At 46.2% G+C, this 16,253-nt stretch carries 13 protein-coding genes and 1 pseudogene; 2 read left to right on the top strand and 12 right to left on the bottom strand.

All coding sequences use genetic code 11. The annotated features are described in order from the left end of the window. Positions 1–5: 5 nt before the first annotated feature. The 3 genes from U5R06_07235 to U5R06_07225 form a co-directional block, all read right to left on the bottom strand. Positions 6–1,601 carry a HAMP domain-containing sensor histidine kinase gene (locus U5R06_07235; GenBank protein MDZ7722598.1) on the bottom strand — a complete coding sequence of 532 codons (1,596 nt, stop codon included), beginning with the start codon at positions 1,599–1,601 and terminating at the stop codon, positions 6–8. A 114-nt stretch (positions 1,602–1,715) separates the two neighbouring features. After that, a complete protein-coding gene (locus tag U5R06_07230; GenBank protein ID MDZ7722597.1) occupies positions 1,716–1,976 on the bottom strand; it encodes a hypothetical protein in 261 nt (86 codons plus the stop codon). Beyond that, a complete protein-coding gene (locus U5R06_07225; protein MDZ7722596.1) occupies positions 1,973–3,298 on the bottom strand; it encodes an ABC transporter substrate-binding protein in 1,326 nt (441 codons plus the stop codon). The genes U5R06_07230 and U5R06_07225 overlap by 4 nt, the downstream gene beginning before the upstream one ends. Positions 3,299–3,707: 409 nt before the next feature. On the opposite strand from U5R06_07225, the gene U5R06_07220 reads away from it, so the two are divergent. Next, positions 3,708–5,087 carry an FG-GAP-like repeat-containing protein gene (locus tag U5R06_07220; GenBank protein ID MDZ7722595.1) on the top strand — a complete coding sequence of 460 codons (1,380 nt, stop codon included), beginning with the start codon at positions 3,708–3,710 and terminating at the stop codon, positions 5,085–5,087. A gap of 270 nt (positions 5,088–5,357) precedes the next feature. On the opposite strand, the gene U5R06_07215 is transcribed toward U5R06_07220, so the two are convergent. The 9 genes and pseudogenes from U5R06_07215 to U5R06_07175 all read right to left on the bottom strand — a co-directional run bounded on the left by U5R06_07215 (position 5,358) and on the right by U5R06_07175 (position 14,266). Then, entirely contained in the window at positions 5,358–5,648 is a 291-nt protein-coding gene (locus U5R06_07215; protein ID MDZ7722594.1) for an alpha/beta hydrolase, read from the bottom strand. 149 nt (positions 5,649–5,797) lie between these two features. Beyond that, the gene (locus U5R06_07210; GenBank protein ID MDZ7722593.1) at positions 5,798–6,058 is read right to left on the bottom strand and encodes an alpha/beta hydrolase; all 261 of its coding nucleotides are present in this window, start codon (positions 6,056–6,058) and stop codon (positions 5,798–5,800) included. Positions 6,059–6,309: 251 nt separating this feature from the next. Beyond that, positions 6,310–7,485 (bottom strand): DUF819 family protein, encoded by a 1,176-nt coding sequence (locus U5R06_07205; protein ID MDZ7722592.1) that lies wholly within the window; start codon positions 7,483–7,485, stop codon positions 6,310–6,312. A 269-nt stretch (positions 7,486–7,754) separates the two neighbouring features. Then, on the bottom strand, positions 7,755–8,291 hold the full coding sequence (locus U5R06_07200; protein ID MDZ7722591.1) for a permease: 537 nt from the start codon (positions 8,289–8,291) through the stop codon (positions 7,755–7,757). Next, positions 8,288–8,782: a hypothetical protein gene (locus U5R06_07195; protein ID MDZ7722590.1), complete on the bottom strand. Its 495-nt coding sequence runs from the start codon at positions 8,780–8,782 to the stop codon at positions 8,288–8,290. The genes U5R06_07200 and U5R06_07195 overlap by 4 nt, the downstream gene beginning before the upstream one ends. Before the next feature lie 124 nt (positions 8,783–8,906). Continuing rightward, positions 8,907–10,130, bottom strand: a complete 1,224-nt coding sequence (locus U5R06_07190; GenBank protein MDZ7722589.1) for an endonuclease/exonuclease/phosphatase family protein — start codon at positions 10,128–10,130, stop codon at positions 8,907–8,909. Between the two features lie 175 nt (positions 10,131–10,305). Further along, entirely contained in the window at positions 10,306–10,704 is a 399-nt protein-coding gene (locus tag U5R06_07185) for a hypothetical protein (protein MDZ7722588.1), read from the bottom strand. Between the two features lie 83 nt (positions 10,705–10,787). Next, positions 10,788–12,710 (bottom strand): hypothetical protein, encoded by a 1,923-nt coding sequence (locus U5R06_07180; GenBank protein MDZ7722587.1) that lies wholly within the window; start codon positions 12,708–12,710, stop codon positions 10,788–10,790. A gap of 398 nt (positions 12,711–13,108) precedes the next feature. Further along, positions 13,109–14,266: pseudogene (locus U5R06_07175) on the bottom strand (IS4 family transposase). A 227-nt stretch (positions 14,267–14,493) separates the two neighbouring features. Here U5R06_07175 and polX point away from each other — a divergent pair. After that, positions 14,494–16,209, top strand: a complete 1,716-nt coding sequence (polX, locus tag U5R06_07170) for a DNA polymerase/3'-5' exonuclease PolX (protein MDZ7722586.1) — start codon at positions 14,494–14,496, stop codon at positions 16,207–16,209. Positions 16,210–16,253 lie beyond the last annotated feature (44 nt).

Genomic DNA, 16,253 nt, shown 5'->3' with positions numbered 1-16,253 from the left:
AAAAGTTAGGATTTATTCGTTTCAAGCGGCAAAAATAAACTGAAACAGGCTCCATGGCCGGGCTCATTATGAACGGTTATGCTGCCTTTATGGGCCTTGATGACAGAGGATGCAATGGCCAGACCCAGGCCGCTGCCGCTCGTTTTTGTGGTATAGAACGGATGAAAGATTTGGATTTCGTCACCGGGCGGGATGCCGGGGCCGTCATCACAAACCGTTATTTTACAATAGCCATCATTGCGGGTGACGGTACATTTTATGGCGCTTCCGTCTGATGAAAAGTACAAGGCATTCATAATCAGATTGGACAGCACATCCAGCATTTGATCTTGATCAGCGCGGATGTCAATCCGGTCTTTGATATGCGTTTTGAGTTTGATATTTCTGGATTCAGCGTCTTTTATAAACGGCCATATTGCATCACTGACGAGATCCGCAGCATCAATCAGAGTCACATTTAAAGAGGGTTCCCGATAAAAACGTTTAAAATTGCTCAGCATTTGCATAAAAGAATCAAGAGACTGTTCTATTTCTAAAGTATACAGGCTGATAGTGGGATTCTCTGCTGCCATAATCTTTAGATTCTGCACCCAAATGGAGACACCGCCGATTTTGTTCTGTATTTCGTGAGAAATTTTTGACAGGGTTTCTCCGACAAGCGCAAGTCTTTGTTTTTGAGAAAGTTCAGCCCGTGTACGTGTCAGTTCGGAAAAACTTTGTTCAAGGGCTATATTGGTTTTTTCGAGTGCCTGGTAACTTTTATTCAGGCGATCCACCATTTGATTGAATGTCATGATCAGCTCTCCCAGTTCATCCCGGCGCTGCAGTTTAATTGTTTGACTGAAATCTCCATGCGAGACTCGCTGAGTGACGCGAGTTATCTCCTGCAGGGATGCTGCCAGCTTTCCAGCCATTATCCTGACAATTAGCAAAACAGTCAGGAGAAGCAACAGGATGAAAACAAGCAGGCCGATCAGGTTTCTGTGCAATTCAGCGAATTCCGGTTTCAGGTCTTTTTGCAAAAACAAAACCAGTCCATAAGGCAATTCAGAGCTTTGCCATGCGTATTCAGATGAAAAACCGGAATGAGCGGCAAATATTTCGCGATTATCAACAATTTGATCGAACTGGCTGCCAATATTGTGTATGCTGTTGGAATGCAGAATGGTATAGTTTGAATTTGTTAGAAAGTAAGTATAGATCGGAGGAAGCTGCAGACTGTTTAGAATTTGTTCCACAATATGATCAAGCGCCACAGAGGCCAAAATATGCATACTGCTGTCCGCCGGGTGCATAAAGTGAATATCAATAGACCTGCGGTCGCGGTTCAGGGGCGGACTGGAATTGATAAAGTCCAATGTATCTATTTTTGATATAATCTCACCCCCGTAGATTTTCACAGGTGAAATCCGCACTGCTCTGGATTCCGGGCTACCCATTGTAAGAGAGATGTACTTTATAGGATAGGCTGTGATAAAAGCGTCTAATTCATTGGCAGAGGGAGGGACTGAATATAAAAGAGGATACATTTCAAGTTTACAATCGTGCAGCAGCGCCTGGAATTCATTCTGGAAGCGGGTATGATAATTATATAAATTCACGCTCTGCTTTTTTTTTGATTAATGAGATGTGATTGAAATAAATAAATGATAAAACACTAATCAACAGAACCATTGTAAATCCAGTCAGGAACAGGCTGAATTTGGGTGTTGAGTTTATAACGGGTTTTCATCATGCTTTTCCAACCAGATTTGCGAATAGTCTTCTATAGTGAAATTTATTCGAAAACCGTTGACGTTTGTGTTTCTGATATGGTAGACCGACTGCTCTGTTGTTAACAAAAGTACGGGGACATCACGCTTTAGCAGCTTTTCCATATCTGAAAAAAGTGACAATCGGTGAAGCGAATCCGTTTCACTGAGACTGGATTCAAACAGGCGGTCAAACGTCTTGTTTTGATAACCGCTTATATTCAACTGAATATCTTGGAATAAAAAAGGTTATAGTAAGCTTCCGGATCCGGATAGTTGGGTTGAAAACTTACCCGGAAAAGAACAGGACGTTCCTTGAATACCCAGCTGTAATAATCTGATTTTTGAACGCAGAGCTCGGCATTTAAACCCAATTGCAGACAATCAAGCTGCAGCTGATTCACTTCTTCTGTCTCTATATTGGAGGCAATACAAAATTGTTCTCCTGCATACCCGGAATTTTTTACTAAAAGTTCGGCTTTACGCGGGTCATACGTGTACCATGTTGTCTCGCTGGTCCTGAGCATCTTTGCCGGGACAAAAGTCTGTGCCGGGGTTGTATTTAGAGAATTTAGAATTTCCTCCCGGTTAAAACCGCAAGCAATCGCTTGTCTTAAATCAGGTTTAAGGGTCGCCTTGCCTGTTTTGTTCAGAGAAAAAGCAAAAAAGCGAATATTATAGGAAGGAGTGGCCTGGATCATAAAATGCTGTTCATGCAGTTTGTCCTGGTTTACAAGCTGATCGAATTGCTTTTGATTGAGAGTGGCAAGATCAAGATTGTCTTTGTACAGTTCAGAGATAACCATAACCGGCCGGGAAATCAGGTGTAGATGTATAGAGTCCAGATACGGCAAGTGCCGGCCATAGTTGTCTTTTTTCCAATAATTGGAATGCCGCTCAAAGTAAAGGGTTTTTAGCTGCTGCCAGCGGCTTAGCCGAAAGGCGCCGGTTCCGACGGGATGGTGTGAAAACGAGTCTCCATAATAGGTTACTGCTTCCTGCGGAACGATATAGCAAATATGTGTCGCCAGATACTTGAAAAATGCAGCAAAAGGTCGGGTCAGCATGAACGTAACTGTGAGACTGTCATTTTTTACAATCCCGGATATATGCTTGGTCTTTCCGGTATGATAGTCATCGATACCGATTATCTTTCCGGCAAACATACTGTATTCAAGGCATTGGGTTCGAGCGTCAGCCAGTCGATGGAATGTATAAATGACATCATCGGCACACAGCCGCCGGCCTCTGCTGTTCGGAAAACAAGGATCATTATGAAAAAATACCGAATCACGCAGAAAAAATGTCAGCTTTTTGCCGTCACTGCTCAGGGCCCAGCTCTCAGCCAGACAAGGCTTGGGTTCATCGCAGTCGCCGACAAATGTGGTCAAGCCTTCGTACACAATTGAGGCTGCTTTGTAATCGGTTTTAAATATTAATTGCTGGGGATCAAGGGTTTCAATGGAGGCCAGACAGGCTGTTTTCAGGATTCCGCCAAAAACTGGTTTTTTAACGGACTGTTCTTGATGCCTGTCTGAGCATTGCATAAAGATAATCATGCTCGCGGTAATCAAAATATTTATTTTGAAAAACATGCAATACAATTCATTTGATCAGACATTATTTTAGAATTTTACGGATTTCTTCGTTAAATAACGAAGCCTTTTCAAGGTTGCAACGCTTTTTCAATGAATCAAACAGCACATAAAAATCAAAAGCTTGACCGCACCTCAGTTTGTCTTGATTTTTTATAAATATTAGGATTAATAGCTTTGCTTTTTATGTTATTTATTATATATTTGATTGGTTTAAAGTACTAATTAATTCTAATTCAAATAATTATCAGACAAAATCGGGAGGTAATTATGAAAAATGCGTTAACAACAGCATTATATGTAATGCTAACGTTTTGCGTTGTACCCGCTGCTTTTGGCCAGGGTATGTTCGGAGACTCCAATGGTCATCAACACAATTCCTGGAAGTAGACCTCATATCATACATACCGCTGATCTGGATAATGATGGAGATCAGGATGTTATTGTGGGATCATTCGGTGATGACAATATTGTCTGGTATGAAAATGACGGAACCGGGAATTTCAACAGTCAGCCGCTGCTCATAGATGAAGACGCTGATGATGTTCAGTCTATCTATGTTGTTGATCTGGATGCTGACGGTGATCTCGATGTTCTCTCAGCCACATACGCTAATAACAGAATTACCTGGTATGAAAATACCGGCGCTGGTTTTTTTAGTGAACCGAAAATGATCACCAATGAGGCAAGCGGAGCAAACTCTGTATATGCAGCTGATATGGATCAGGACGGAGACCTTGATGTGGTGTCAGCTTCCATCAAAGATACAAAGATTGCCTGGTATGAAAATACGGGTGATACAGAGTTTGGAAGCCAGCAGGTCCTTGCTGAACTTGACGGACTATCGTCGATGTTTGCTGCCGATATGGACCAGGATGGTGATCCGGATATTGTCACAATTTCAAAAGAAACCGGCAATATTGCCTGGCATGAAAATGTAGGGATCCAGGATGATGAACTTGAACTTGCGGATGAGCCGAATATTATATACACCCTTGTACCGGCAGGTAATTGTAATATTACAAAGGTCGATCTGGATGTTGACGGCGATCCGGATGTGTTGGCTTCTATAGAAGATGCTGACAAAGTCGAATGGTATGAAAACAGTGGAAGCGGAACTTTCAGGACAAGAGCTGTAACGGATTCCACGGTCGGTGTAAAATCAGCTTTTGCGTCCGATTTTGACAAAGACGGTGACCTGGATATCGTGACCGTTTCCTACTCGGATGCTTACCGTGATGACAAAATCGCCTGGTTTGAAAACACGGGCAATAGATCTTTTTCAAATCAAAAGATAATTGGCGGCTATCTAAAAATTCGTGGCCCCATGGCCGTTGCAGCGGCTGATTTTGACGGTGATGGATTCCCGGATATCGTCGCAGCTTCGACAGGCAGAGACGAGATTGTCTGGTTTGAAAATTTGCTGGAGGATACGGGTGTAGACGAGTTGACCGAAAAACCAAATCATTTTGGTCTCACTCAGAATTACCCCAATCCGTTCAACCCGTCAACGGTTATAGAATACGCGCTGCCAAAGACCTCACAGGTTACCGTCAGCATTTACAACTCTCTCGGACAGTCCATTAAAACCCTGGTTAACACAGAACAGACCGCCGGACACCATTCTGTACGCTGGAACGGTTTGGATGAAAACGGTCAGACTGTCAGCAATGGAGTTTATTACTATCGTATTAGCGCAGATCAGTTTTCTGAAACGAAAAAGATGCTGTTGGTTCGATAGCACGTTCAATTATTTTCGTTAATTAATAAAGCCCGGGAATGCAGCCGTTACATTCTCGGGCTTTTTTTATGCATTTTGGAATTTATTAAAGTGGGCTCTCCAGAATACCGCGGTTATTTCAAGCATCATTCCGACATCTCTATCAATTCCCCGAGGTACGGGCTTGATAATGACAGGGCTTTGCGGATTATACTAAAACTATACCCGGTTTTGTGAGTACCGGCTATCTGCCTTTATATTCCGGATTCTTTTAGTTTTCCCCGGCCGAAATCAAATTTCCAAACGTCGGCGAATAAATGTGCGAATCTCATCCATAGCCTCGGCAGCTTCACGGAACATGGGCGACAGTAGCGGATAACAGTGTACCCTACCGACTCCGGATCGGAATTCAAAATCGACATCGACCTTTTTTGCTTTCAGGTAAAAGCGTTCAGCGTCGTCATACAATTCATCATCCATTGCGGCATTGATAAAAACCGGAGAGTCCCTGCAGATCACCGTACAGGGGGGGATGAGCGGATGTTTTGCAGAGTGAGTGCCGGTATAATGAGCACTGAACACCTTTTATGAATTCAACGGGGCAACGGATTTTTTGTTTTTTGTTCGATAGGAATCACCGGAACAGGTTAGATCCGTCCAGGGAGAAATAGCGACAGCTCCGGCCGACAATGAGAAATGTTGTTCTTTCAGGGCCAGCAGCAAGGCCAGGGTTATAGACCGCCTCCGGCAACAAGTATGCGATTCGGCTGATACCCTTTGTCGAGCAGTATTTTGTACACCATGACGGAATCATCCAGCGCGGCCGGAAACGGGTGTTCCGGTGCCAAACGGTAGGTATAAACCAGATTGACATAGCCGCAGGTCTTGGCGAATTTGGACACAAATCCGCGATGATCACTGCAGGAACCGGATACATAGCTGCCTCCATGGACGTAAAGACTCAGCTTGTCGGGATTTGCATTCTCCGGGATTATTTACTCGGCCTTGATGCTTTTGATCATCTCTTCTTGAAAGCGTACGCCCTCCGGAAGTTTTGCCTATTTTGATGCACCGTTTTCGCATTGTTGCCGAAATTCTTTAATGGAAGTGTCAAAGTCAAAGCGCAGTTTTTTCAATTTTACCTGAAAAATATGCCGATTGCGCATCATATCATAAAGTTGAAAAAGCAGCTTTTTAAACTCTGCATGATGATTCCTAATAAACTATGCTTTCTTTGACTTGACTACATCATCATCCAGCGGCATCCGTACGCCGCTAAAAGTCCCAGATAATTGCCCAACGCATAACCGACCAGCGCCAGCAGTATGGCGATGGGGATTAGTTCTTTGCGGTGATAGGCTGCAACCACCGGAGCGGATGCTGCGCCGCCGATGGCCGCGACACTGGCAATGGCGGCCATGTGAATATCCACTTTGAACAGCCTGGCGCCCAGTACAACCAGCAAAAGGTGGACGATCATACAGACGATGCCCGCCAGCATGAAATACGGGGCGGTTGCCGCCTGCGCAATGTCCGCCTGCGCGCCGATCATGGACAAATACGTATACACCAGAGCCATGGACAGCGCACTGGTGCCCGGAACATTGCGGAACCGGGTGGTGGCGAGAATCAGTCCGGATGTGGTCAGGATCAGGATTTCCCAGGTTTTTTCGGTAAAAATACCCGGCACCACGGGCAGGTAGCCGGAAATTGTTTCGACAATCCAGATCAGCAGAAATCCGACACCGAACAGCGTCAGTACATCGCGAAAATTGACCTCTTTGGATTTTTGTTTCAGATCATTGACCGCCTTGTAGGTACGCTCGGACTGTTCTTCCGTCACACGTGCAAAACGTGCAAACGGTTTGCCCCAGCGTTTGGCGGCAAACAGCAGCGGAAAATACAAAATGAAAATAAACGTGTCCGCCAGCACCACAATTCCCATCATGGTGGGAGGGGTGGATACGGCTTCGGCCACAGCAGCCATATTACCGGTACCGCCGATCCAGCTGCCCACTAACGCGCCGAATCCGCGCCAGGACTCGGGACCGAGCTGCCCTTTGAGCATGAAAAAGGCGACCATACCGCCGATGACCACGCCGATGGAACCGAGAACCACTACCCCCATGCTGCGCAGGGCAATTTTCATCGTAGCGCGAATGTCCACATCCAGCAGCATGAGAATGATAAACATGGGAACGGCAAAAGCTTTGAAATTGGTGTATACCGGCGATTCATTGGGAATCACGTCCAGACTGCTCATGACGATGGGGGCCACGAAAATCCAGATTATCGGTGGAAAATAATCGAACAGTTTCCAGCCCGTCTTTTTTTCAAGCCCGATGAATATAACCGGAATGAGCATCATGATAGCGAGCAGAGCGTAGGGGTGCGAAATTAAAACGTCATTGTGTGTCATTGGGAACTCGTGCTATTAATGGTTGCTGTTTACAGGCACATAATGACCTTTAAAGTAATCATTTTTTACTTGATATGAAAGGGTTTTAAGACGCGTCATGCCGATTAAATGCACAGCTTGTATGTAACTATCAACCATTACCCTGTTGCCAGGATATTTTTGGTCATCCCTTTGATGCGATATGAATAATCAGTATATTCATTGCTCTCCTTTTTGACAAATAACAAGAGCAAAGAGACGGTTATTCCTGGGCGGTCATGGATTTTATATCACTGCAATGACTCATTTCCCGGAGATTTCAGCGCATAGCCGCGCTTTTGCAGAACATATCCGAGCCCCCATGATGTCAGAATGACCAGCGGTAGTGATACAGCGAAACGTATCAGGGTAAACTTTATGCCGAGAAAAGAAGCTTCGAAAATGGTCATCGGAATTCTACAGATTCCAGAGGCGGTAATGTATGTAAATATCACCGCCAGCTTTGCTCCCTTTTTGTACAATGTATACGCCAGTGGAAACGCCACATAGAGTCCGCCGATTGTGATTCCGGCCAGAACAATGGCCACAAGATAAGATCTGAATCCGGTTTTCTCGCCGAAATAACGCTCCACGGTTTCTTTTTTGATCCACACCTCAAACAATCCGATCAGTACGAATGCGGCCGGCAGCAGAATGGCCATCTGCGTTGCAAAATCAACCAATCCGGTAAGCGCACGGCGTCCGGCCGGAATATCCGCTGCATATGAAAACCAGGCAAAAGCGATAAAAGCAACCACCACGCTTGTGAACAGGATTTGTTTTTTCAAAACCCGACCTCGCCAAAGGCAATACCGGTAGCGACAGCGACAAGCAGGGCAGTGATCGATCCAAGAATATTGCGAACGATCGCCACCCGCATTCCCAAAAAGGCTTTTTCAATGGGAAAGGTGATTATACCCACCATCATCAGAGTTGTGGTGAATGCCGAAATCACCATATAAAGCACTCCGCTGTTCCTGAGAATCGCACCCAGAGGGAAGGCGATGAATCCCGGCATTATCGCAAATGAACCAAGCAATGCGGATACCGCAGTGGCTGTCCAGCGGTTTGCAGCGCACCCGAGTGCGTTCTGAATTGTCGATTCCGTGACAAATCCCAGAACAATCGATGTGAGCAGAATCACCATGATGAACAGTGGCAGGATTGAAATAAAGCGTTTGAAAGCGATGCGCAATGCCCGTTTTGATTTTTCAGGGTCAACAGCAAAGGAGAGGAGTAGCAGAATCACAATACTGCCGGAAAAAAGATACCTGATCATATAGAACCTTTCCTCATTTGATCTACGATCCATGGTTGCGTGACGTGGTCTCTATAAATAATTTGTTTTTGCCGATGACGCACAAATGACAGCAATTTTGCTGACCGCCCAATCTCTTAATACCTCATTTATCCATTTCCCGTACGATATTTAAATCGAGCCAGATCAAGCGGTGATCCGAAGCCTTTTTCGCCAGCGCAGCGCCCTCGGAATCATCACTGGAATCCGGCCAAAACACCCCGCCGTTGATCGGTTTCAAGTCCGTGCTCGGGAGCAGGTGATCGATACGCAGACCGCGGTCACCCCATGCTGCGGTACGCCGTTCGATGAATTCCGGCGGACCGGGCTTCCGGCCCTGGAGCGCGCCTTGACTGGTCAGTAAATGCCCGCAATCCTGAATGTGGGGATGATTCAGCAGCTGATCAATGGCCCGCTGACCCGTCGCCAGCGTATCTCCACGGGGTGCGGCATTCAAATCGCCCGCAAGGATAAAACTCGCATCCTGCGCAAGTCCACCGCGAACACCCTCATCATCCACCAGCACCGAATCATGGTTCAGATAGTGCACCCACATGCGGATTTCGTCATAATTGCGGCGGCCGTTACGATTTTCCGGGCCGTCGAATCCCGGCGGCGTGGGGTGGGAGACCAGCAGATGAATGACTTTATCCCCGATGTTCACCGGGAGATCCCAATGCGATTTGCTGCTCAGTCTAAATATTTCAAGTTCGCCGGGAGAATACCAGTCTTTGGGGATCACCGGGTCGGGCAGATCCTTCCACAAAAAGGTCTGAAACGTGCGCGCTTTTTCAGACTGCAGCGGAAAGCGCGACAGCACAGCCATCGAGTACTGTCCCGGATACTCGCCGTACCCGAAACAATCGCCGCCGTAGATTCGCGTTCGATGGTCGGCTTGGGTTGCGATGATGCCGTTATTGTCCAGATCCTCATCGGAAAGCCGTCCTGTATTACACGGCGCGGCATAGAGATACGGATAGCTCAGGGGATTGTCCCCCTGATTCAGATATGCATCGATAAAGCGCTGTGCGTTGAGCGACAGATCATGGCCTTTACGCAGCGCATCGATATCGTGATCGATTTCATTCAGCACCAGCACATCAGGATTGATTTTCCGGATGATCGCTGCCGCGGCGTTCACCTGCTCATTTTGGCCGACACCGCTCGAATCCACATCCGTCAGTTTGTCGGTCGACAGTTCCCGGATATTGAACTGGGCGACACGCATTATTTCTTTGCTAGGGGTGCTTTTATGACAACCACTGATTTGCAAAGTGATATAGAGTGGAACGAGTAAAGAAAGGATTAAAAGTTTGTATTGATTTTTCAAACAAAACTCCTGTATTCATTTTTGTTAACCGTCAGTCACATGTCATGTGATTTGCGGGTATCTATATTAAATATTAAGGAAAAAAACGGATAATAATGTGTTTTCTCCCTGCACGTTTCGGGTCCAAATGAGTTGCTGCAAAGTACGATAGTTTTTATCGGTACAACTATCAATTTTACATTCTGCATTCTACCCTGTACTCGCCTTTTCCCCAGAATTCAGCAAACAGATATTTCCCTTTTGGCGTCAGGGTGACAGGTACCGGATTATTCTGTGAATCAAAAACCAAAAACTCACGATTGACATTTTTCATGACCAGTACATTCTGGCTGTATCCCTGTACATTATAGACAATTATTCCGTTTTCCTCGCTCACATCATTCAAGCGGATTGTCGAGTATACCAGGCAGGGTAGAGAATTGATTTGATTTTCCATTTTAATGTCGAGCCGATTGTCACCGGCTTGAAGCCGGTCGTCAGGAATCTGCAGTGTGTGTTCAAGTTTGTTGCCGTTCAGTGTTACCGAGGAAATATTTCCCTCTCCGCTGTAAGAGACGCTTATATTCCTGTTCAAATATCCGAAATCCCGGAGCTCTTTAACATATTTCGTTCCTCTTATCGCAATCCCATGTGGCATGGTTTTAATGCAGAGATTGGTCAGGGCAGCAATATAAGGACTGTAGAAAATGCCTGAGGACGAATATCGTGAAATGATCCTTCTTCCGCGCCAAAGTATTCCACCATGGACCAGGGCATGGGGATATAACGTGAAGGCTTGATATGGTAGGGGAGGGTTGCCCGGATCGTTTTTATAATATCCTCTTCATTCATAAACTCGGTATCTAATCCCTGTAATCGACCGTAAATCTGTGTCGCATAATGATGGCGCAGGTCCTTGTCGTTAAACGGTGTGTAGCCGGTGGTCCGCTGCATGAATTTATCCGGATAGTTGGGCATATAGTAAGCAGGGGCGCGGTTCTGGATTGCAAACAAGGCCAGGTTATCACCGGTACGCTGGTTGCCGGATGGTACCGCAACCAGTTCTCTGTCCTTTAATCGATAATACGCTGTAATACCCATCGAATCGAGTTTTTCAAGATATTGGGCGACTGTCTTTGCTTTTTCAAGATATTCTTCAGCTTCATCACCGGATGTGATTGAGTAGAGCATCAGGTACATATTGTATTGATTCAGGTTCATTCCATACTCAAAAGCCCGCAATATTGCCTTGCCTTTATACCTGGGGTACCCCATATTTCGGCTCATAAATGATCCCACCGCAGCGTCATAGCCGTAATCATTGCTTCCCAGAAACGGATCTTCCGAGCCGCCGCCGAGGTAATACGTTCCGATTGCCTGCATGTCCGCATCCCAGCAATACCGTTCCACCCAGTCAACCACATTTTTCAAAAGCTGCAGGTTTTCTCCGGTGACAAAACGGTCTGATCCGCCAAGCCCCCAATACATGAATGACGGCCAGACAGCACACAGGGAGCCAAACTCTTCCCGCTTGGTGATCTTTTTGTTCACCAGCTGACCGTAAAACGGGCCTTCCGGAGGCGTATCCTGTCGGGTGGGATTGGCAAGAAAATATTCACACCAGCGGCGCAGAAAGTCCGGATCTCCGGCCTGTGCCATACTGGTTGCGCAGACCGAGCCGTCAGTCAGCCAGATCAGGTAATATACATATCGAAGGGCAGCACGCAGGGCACCGGATGCATCCTGTACCGACAGCATGTGGCGTTTGTTGATCTCATAGAGTTTCTGTACCCTTGGCAAGCCGTTCAGAATCAGGGAACCGGGTTGAATCGCAGCCGCGATCTTGTTTTCACTGTTTTCGAGTAATTCGTTCAGATTACCTTTTGTTAGGCGACTTGTGATCTGTCTGACATTCTCTTTCGACAATTCTCCGCCTATCACAACAAAATCGTCAGGCTGAACCACCGCCCGCGCATATATACTCCGGTGCAGCAAAACCTCGGGCTGGTGCTGGAAAACCGCATCACCACCGAGTCCTGCATAGAAATCAAGCACCAGTCCGCGATCGGGATGCCGGACTCCGAGAAATTGATCAGATTGCTCCAGTAAAGAATCCTGTTTATCCGATTTAAAGTCGATGACTTCTTCCTGACTGAACCAGACCAATACCACCGGTTGATCGATCAATGTAGCGATATGCATATCCTGACCCTGGAAATGCAGGACGGAATGAAACGGATCATAGTCGCAACCGAGAAAACGTTTGTTGACCAGTTCGGGAAACGTGATCTTGTCGAACAGATTGGTATGATCATCGCGGCATGAAAAATTACGGTACCGGTTGGACAGTTCCTTTCCGGCCTGGGGAGATATCCAGAGGTCAAGACGGTTTTTGTTCAGGTTCATTTCAATGCGTATACCCATGCGGCTGTGCATGAGAACAGCCGCTTCGATACTGCCATCGGGTGACTGTGTCTTGGAATAGCCCGGGTCCTGCATACCGGTGTCGCTGGTCTGCAGATCTTGTCCGGACAGTGGAACGGTTATGACTGAGAGAATAAGCAAGGCAACAAGAAAAGGTGAAAATTGGGTTAACGGCAACCAATTGTCCTGTTTACCCCTTGGAATAATGTTTTTCAAAAAAAACAGAGTTGCAAATACGAGGGGCAATATGGAATTATTTAATTTATTCAAGGGTCGCCTCCATTTACAGGATCATCCGTGCAGAAACAATATTTTATGAGCGTTCACAAGAAACTATATAAAATTATTAATAAATTCAATAAAAATATATTTTGTTACAATCCATTTATTCGTTTAGATGTTTGAAAAAGATGTAAATGACTCGTGTTTGCTATCAGAAATAAATTTTTGATTTGCAGCCAGGATATCAGTCGCATCTTTAATTCGTACTCGTATTTAAATTTCTATCCAGCCATCAACGCCAATAATTTTCAAAAATATTTTTCATCCTACTATTTTTTTCCAGTAACGTCCGGTTAGGTTTTTGCACGTAAGTAATTTCGTCGATTTTTTCGATGAGATTTTCTACGATTTTTCTTGTCGGAATCTCGCACTTCATTTTGAATTTGAATACGGAGTTCTCGCACTCTTTCGATGTTAACTTTTTCGTTATAATTTTCATGACAATAGATTGCCAGTAGCAAATATGTAATGAGGCCGCCGAGAATTTGAACCATAAGTCCGTACTGACTTCGAGCTATGAGATGATAGACTTTGAGATGGCGTTTCCACCAAGCGAAGAAATTTTCAATTTCCCAACGAAGTTTGTATGCCTGAGCAACATCTTCTGCAGAGAGGTCATAACGATTTGTCGCGATCCAGTATTTTACATTGCCGATTTTATAACCGACAAGTCGTATCGACTTTTTTGTTTGATTGGTGCCGGCGTCCCCAATAAAACTATAGCATCATAAAAAACAATGCTTTCTGGTTTTATGTCATGTGCATAAAGACATTTTTTTCGTCGATGCTTTGATGCGGCAGAAAAATTGACGACCGTCCTCCTGCCATTGGTCAAAGCGTTTATGGCATTGATAGCCCCGATCAAGAACGCCGGACTGGTCAGAAGAGAGTATTTGATCGACAAATGGTCGTTCACCGGCTAAACCGCCTGTGAGATATAGTTTTGTTGGAATGGACCGATTAATATCAAAACCGAGATGAACTTTTGCCTTTTTAGAGCCGTTTCTATAATCAGCCCAAGTCATTGAAAGAACAGCATCAATCAAAGAACCGTCGATGGCAACAAGCTCCCCCAAATGTTCAAATTGCTTTGGGATAGTGGTCGCAGCTTTGGCTTGAAGTTCATTAAAAACAACAGCTAGTTGTTCGAGGCCGCGATTGTTGATAGCCTCAAAAAAGCTACTTTTTTTGATTCCTTCTTTCGGGGCAATATGCTCCCGAGCAAATGTATCTTCTTGAAGAACCTGGACAAGATGAGTCCCTGATTCATGCTCTTCAAGATGATAAAACACGAGGGCATTGAGTTGATCTTCAAATGTCATTTGCAGAGGTCGATCTCCTCGTGAAACTAATGGTGGTACCTTGGACAAGATAGCCTTGATCGGTTCCATTAGTCTTTTGAATGTTTTAGATTTTTGTCGAGGCTTAAACTTTTTGAATTTACGTCGCATTTCCATAACACCTTATATTTATTAATGTTATGAAAATCGACTTCAAAATTTTTGACGTAATGTCAAGTGTTTTTTTGTGTTATGTCATATTTTTTTGTATAATCTGAGCGTTGCAATTACCTAACCGGACGTTACTGATTTTTTTCCTTCTTTTTACTGCGTTTTCATTGCCATATTCCTGTTGATTTTTCCACGCCTGCATTGTATATTTAAAGTTGGAGAATTATATGAAAAACAAAGACACAGCAGACATACTGGACCGGTTTGGCGACGTTCTCGAGTTTCTCGACGAGTCGCGGTTCAAAATCAATGCCTACCGGCGTGCAGCGCGGGCGATTACCGAGATGGCGGATGATATCGAGGTCATGTGGAACGAAAATCGTCTGGGCGATATCCCGGGCGTGGGCAAGGCGCTGCAGGAAAAAATCTCCCAGTTTCTCGAAACAGGACGCATCAGTCAGCTGGACGAACTGCTTAAACAGACGCCGAAAGATATTTTTGCTCTGCTGTCTATTCCGTATTTCGGTCCCAAAACCGCGGCACTGGCCTACCAACAGCTCGGGGTCGAAACCCTGGACGATCTGCAGAAACAGATTGAAACCGGCAAATTAGCCGAACTGCCCAATATGGGCGCCAAAAAAGTCGAAAAGATCAAAAACGGACTGGAACGCCGCCAGCAGGCGAACGAGCGCTTTTCCATCGGTCTGGCCTGGCCCATGGCGGAACATATCATTGATTATATCAAAGAGAATTGCACAACTGACATGGGACGCATCATGCCGGCCGGATCGGTGCGCCGGTTCCGCGAGACGGTGCATGATGTGGATATTCTGGTCGAGACCGACGACGGAAAATCCGTGATCGATACGTTTGTTTCCATGCCGGATGTGACACAGGTGCTGGCGGCCGGCGATACCAAGGCCAGTGTGCTCGTTAATGACAAGTTTCAGATCGATCTGCGCGCTATCCCGACGTCAAGCTACGGCGCTGCCCTGCAGTATTTCACCGGTTCCCAGGCGCACAATGTGCGACTGCGCGAGCGCGCCAAAAAAGCCGGATACAAGATCAGCGAATACGGCATCTACAACGGCGACGAACAGATCGGCGGAAAGGACGAAGCCGAGTTGTACGAGGCATTGAATATCGACTGGGTGCCGCCCGAACTGCGCGAGGACCGCGGCGAGATCGAAGCTGCAGAGCAGGGAGATCTGCCGGAACTGCTCACTTTGAACGATATTCGCGGCGATATGCACGTACACAGCCATTATTCGGACGGACACAACACCTGCAAAGAAATGGCGGTCGCAGCGGTCGAGCTCGGTTACGAGTACCTGGTGTTCTGCGACCATTCGCAGAGTTCCACCTATGCCAATGGATTGTCCGAGGAACGCCTGCAGCAGCAGATCAAAGAGGTGCGTGCTTTGAATGCCGAACTGGACAGCATTGAGATACTGTCCGGCATTGAACTGAATATTCATCCGGACGGTAAACTGGATTTCCCGGATTCGGTGCTAAAGCAGCTTGACTTTGTCGTGGCCTCGGTGCATTCCGGATTCGAACGCGACGCCACGGAACGCACGATTGCGGCTATGAACAATCCGTTTGTAGATGTGATCGGACATCCTACGGGACGGCTGATCACCCGGCGCGATCCCCTGACGATTGATATGGAGCGTGTAATCAGCGCGGCCGCCGAGACCGGGACAGCGCTGGAAATCAATGCCAACTGGGACCGGCTGGACCTCAAGGATATTCACGCGCGTCAGGCGGTTCGGGCCAACGTGAAATTGTGCATCAATACCGATTCACATGATACCGGCAGTCTGTACATGATGGTTCTGGGTGTGGGCACAGCGCGCCGCGGCTGGGTATCCAGGTATGATGTTTTGAATACGATGCCGCTGACTGATCTGCGCAGCCGGCAGAAACGCAACCGGATGTAAACCCGCGGAGAAGAATCCTGGCCAAACAATCCAAAGAGCAGATC

The organism is candidate division KSB1 bacterium, from assembly GCA_034521575.1.
Taxonomy (GTDB): Bacteria; Zhuqueibacterota; Zhuqueibacteria; order Residuimicrobiales; family Krinioviventaceae; genus JAXHMJ01.
The sequence above is the reverse complement of the archived record's forward strand: the minus strand, read 5'-3'. Positions and strand labels throughout refer to the sequence as shown.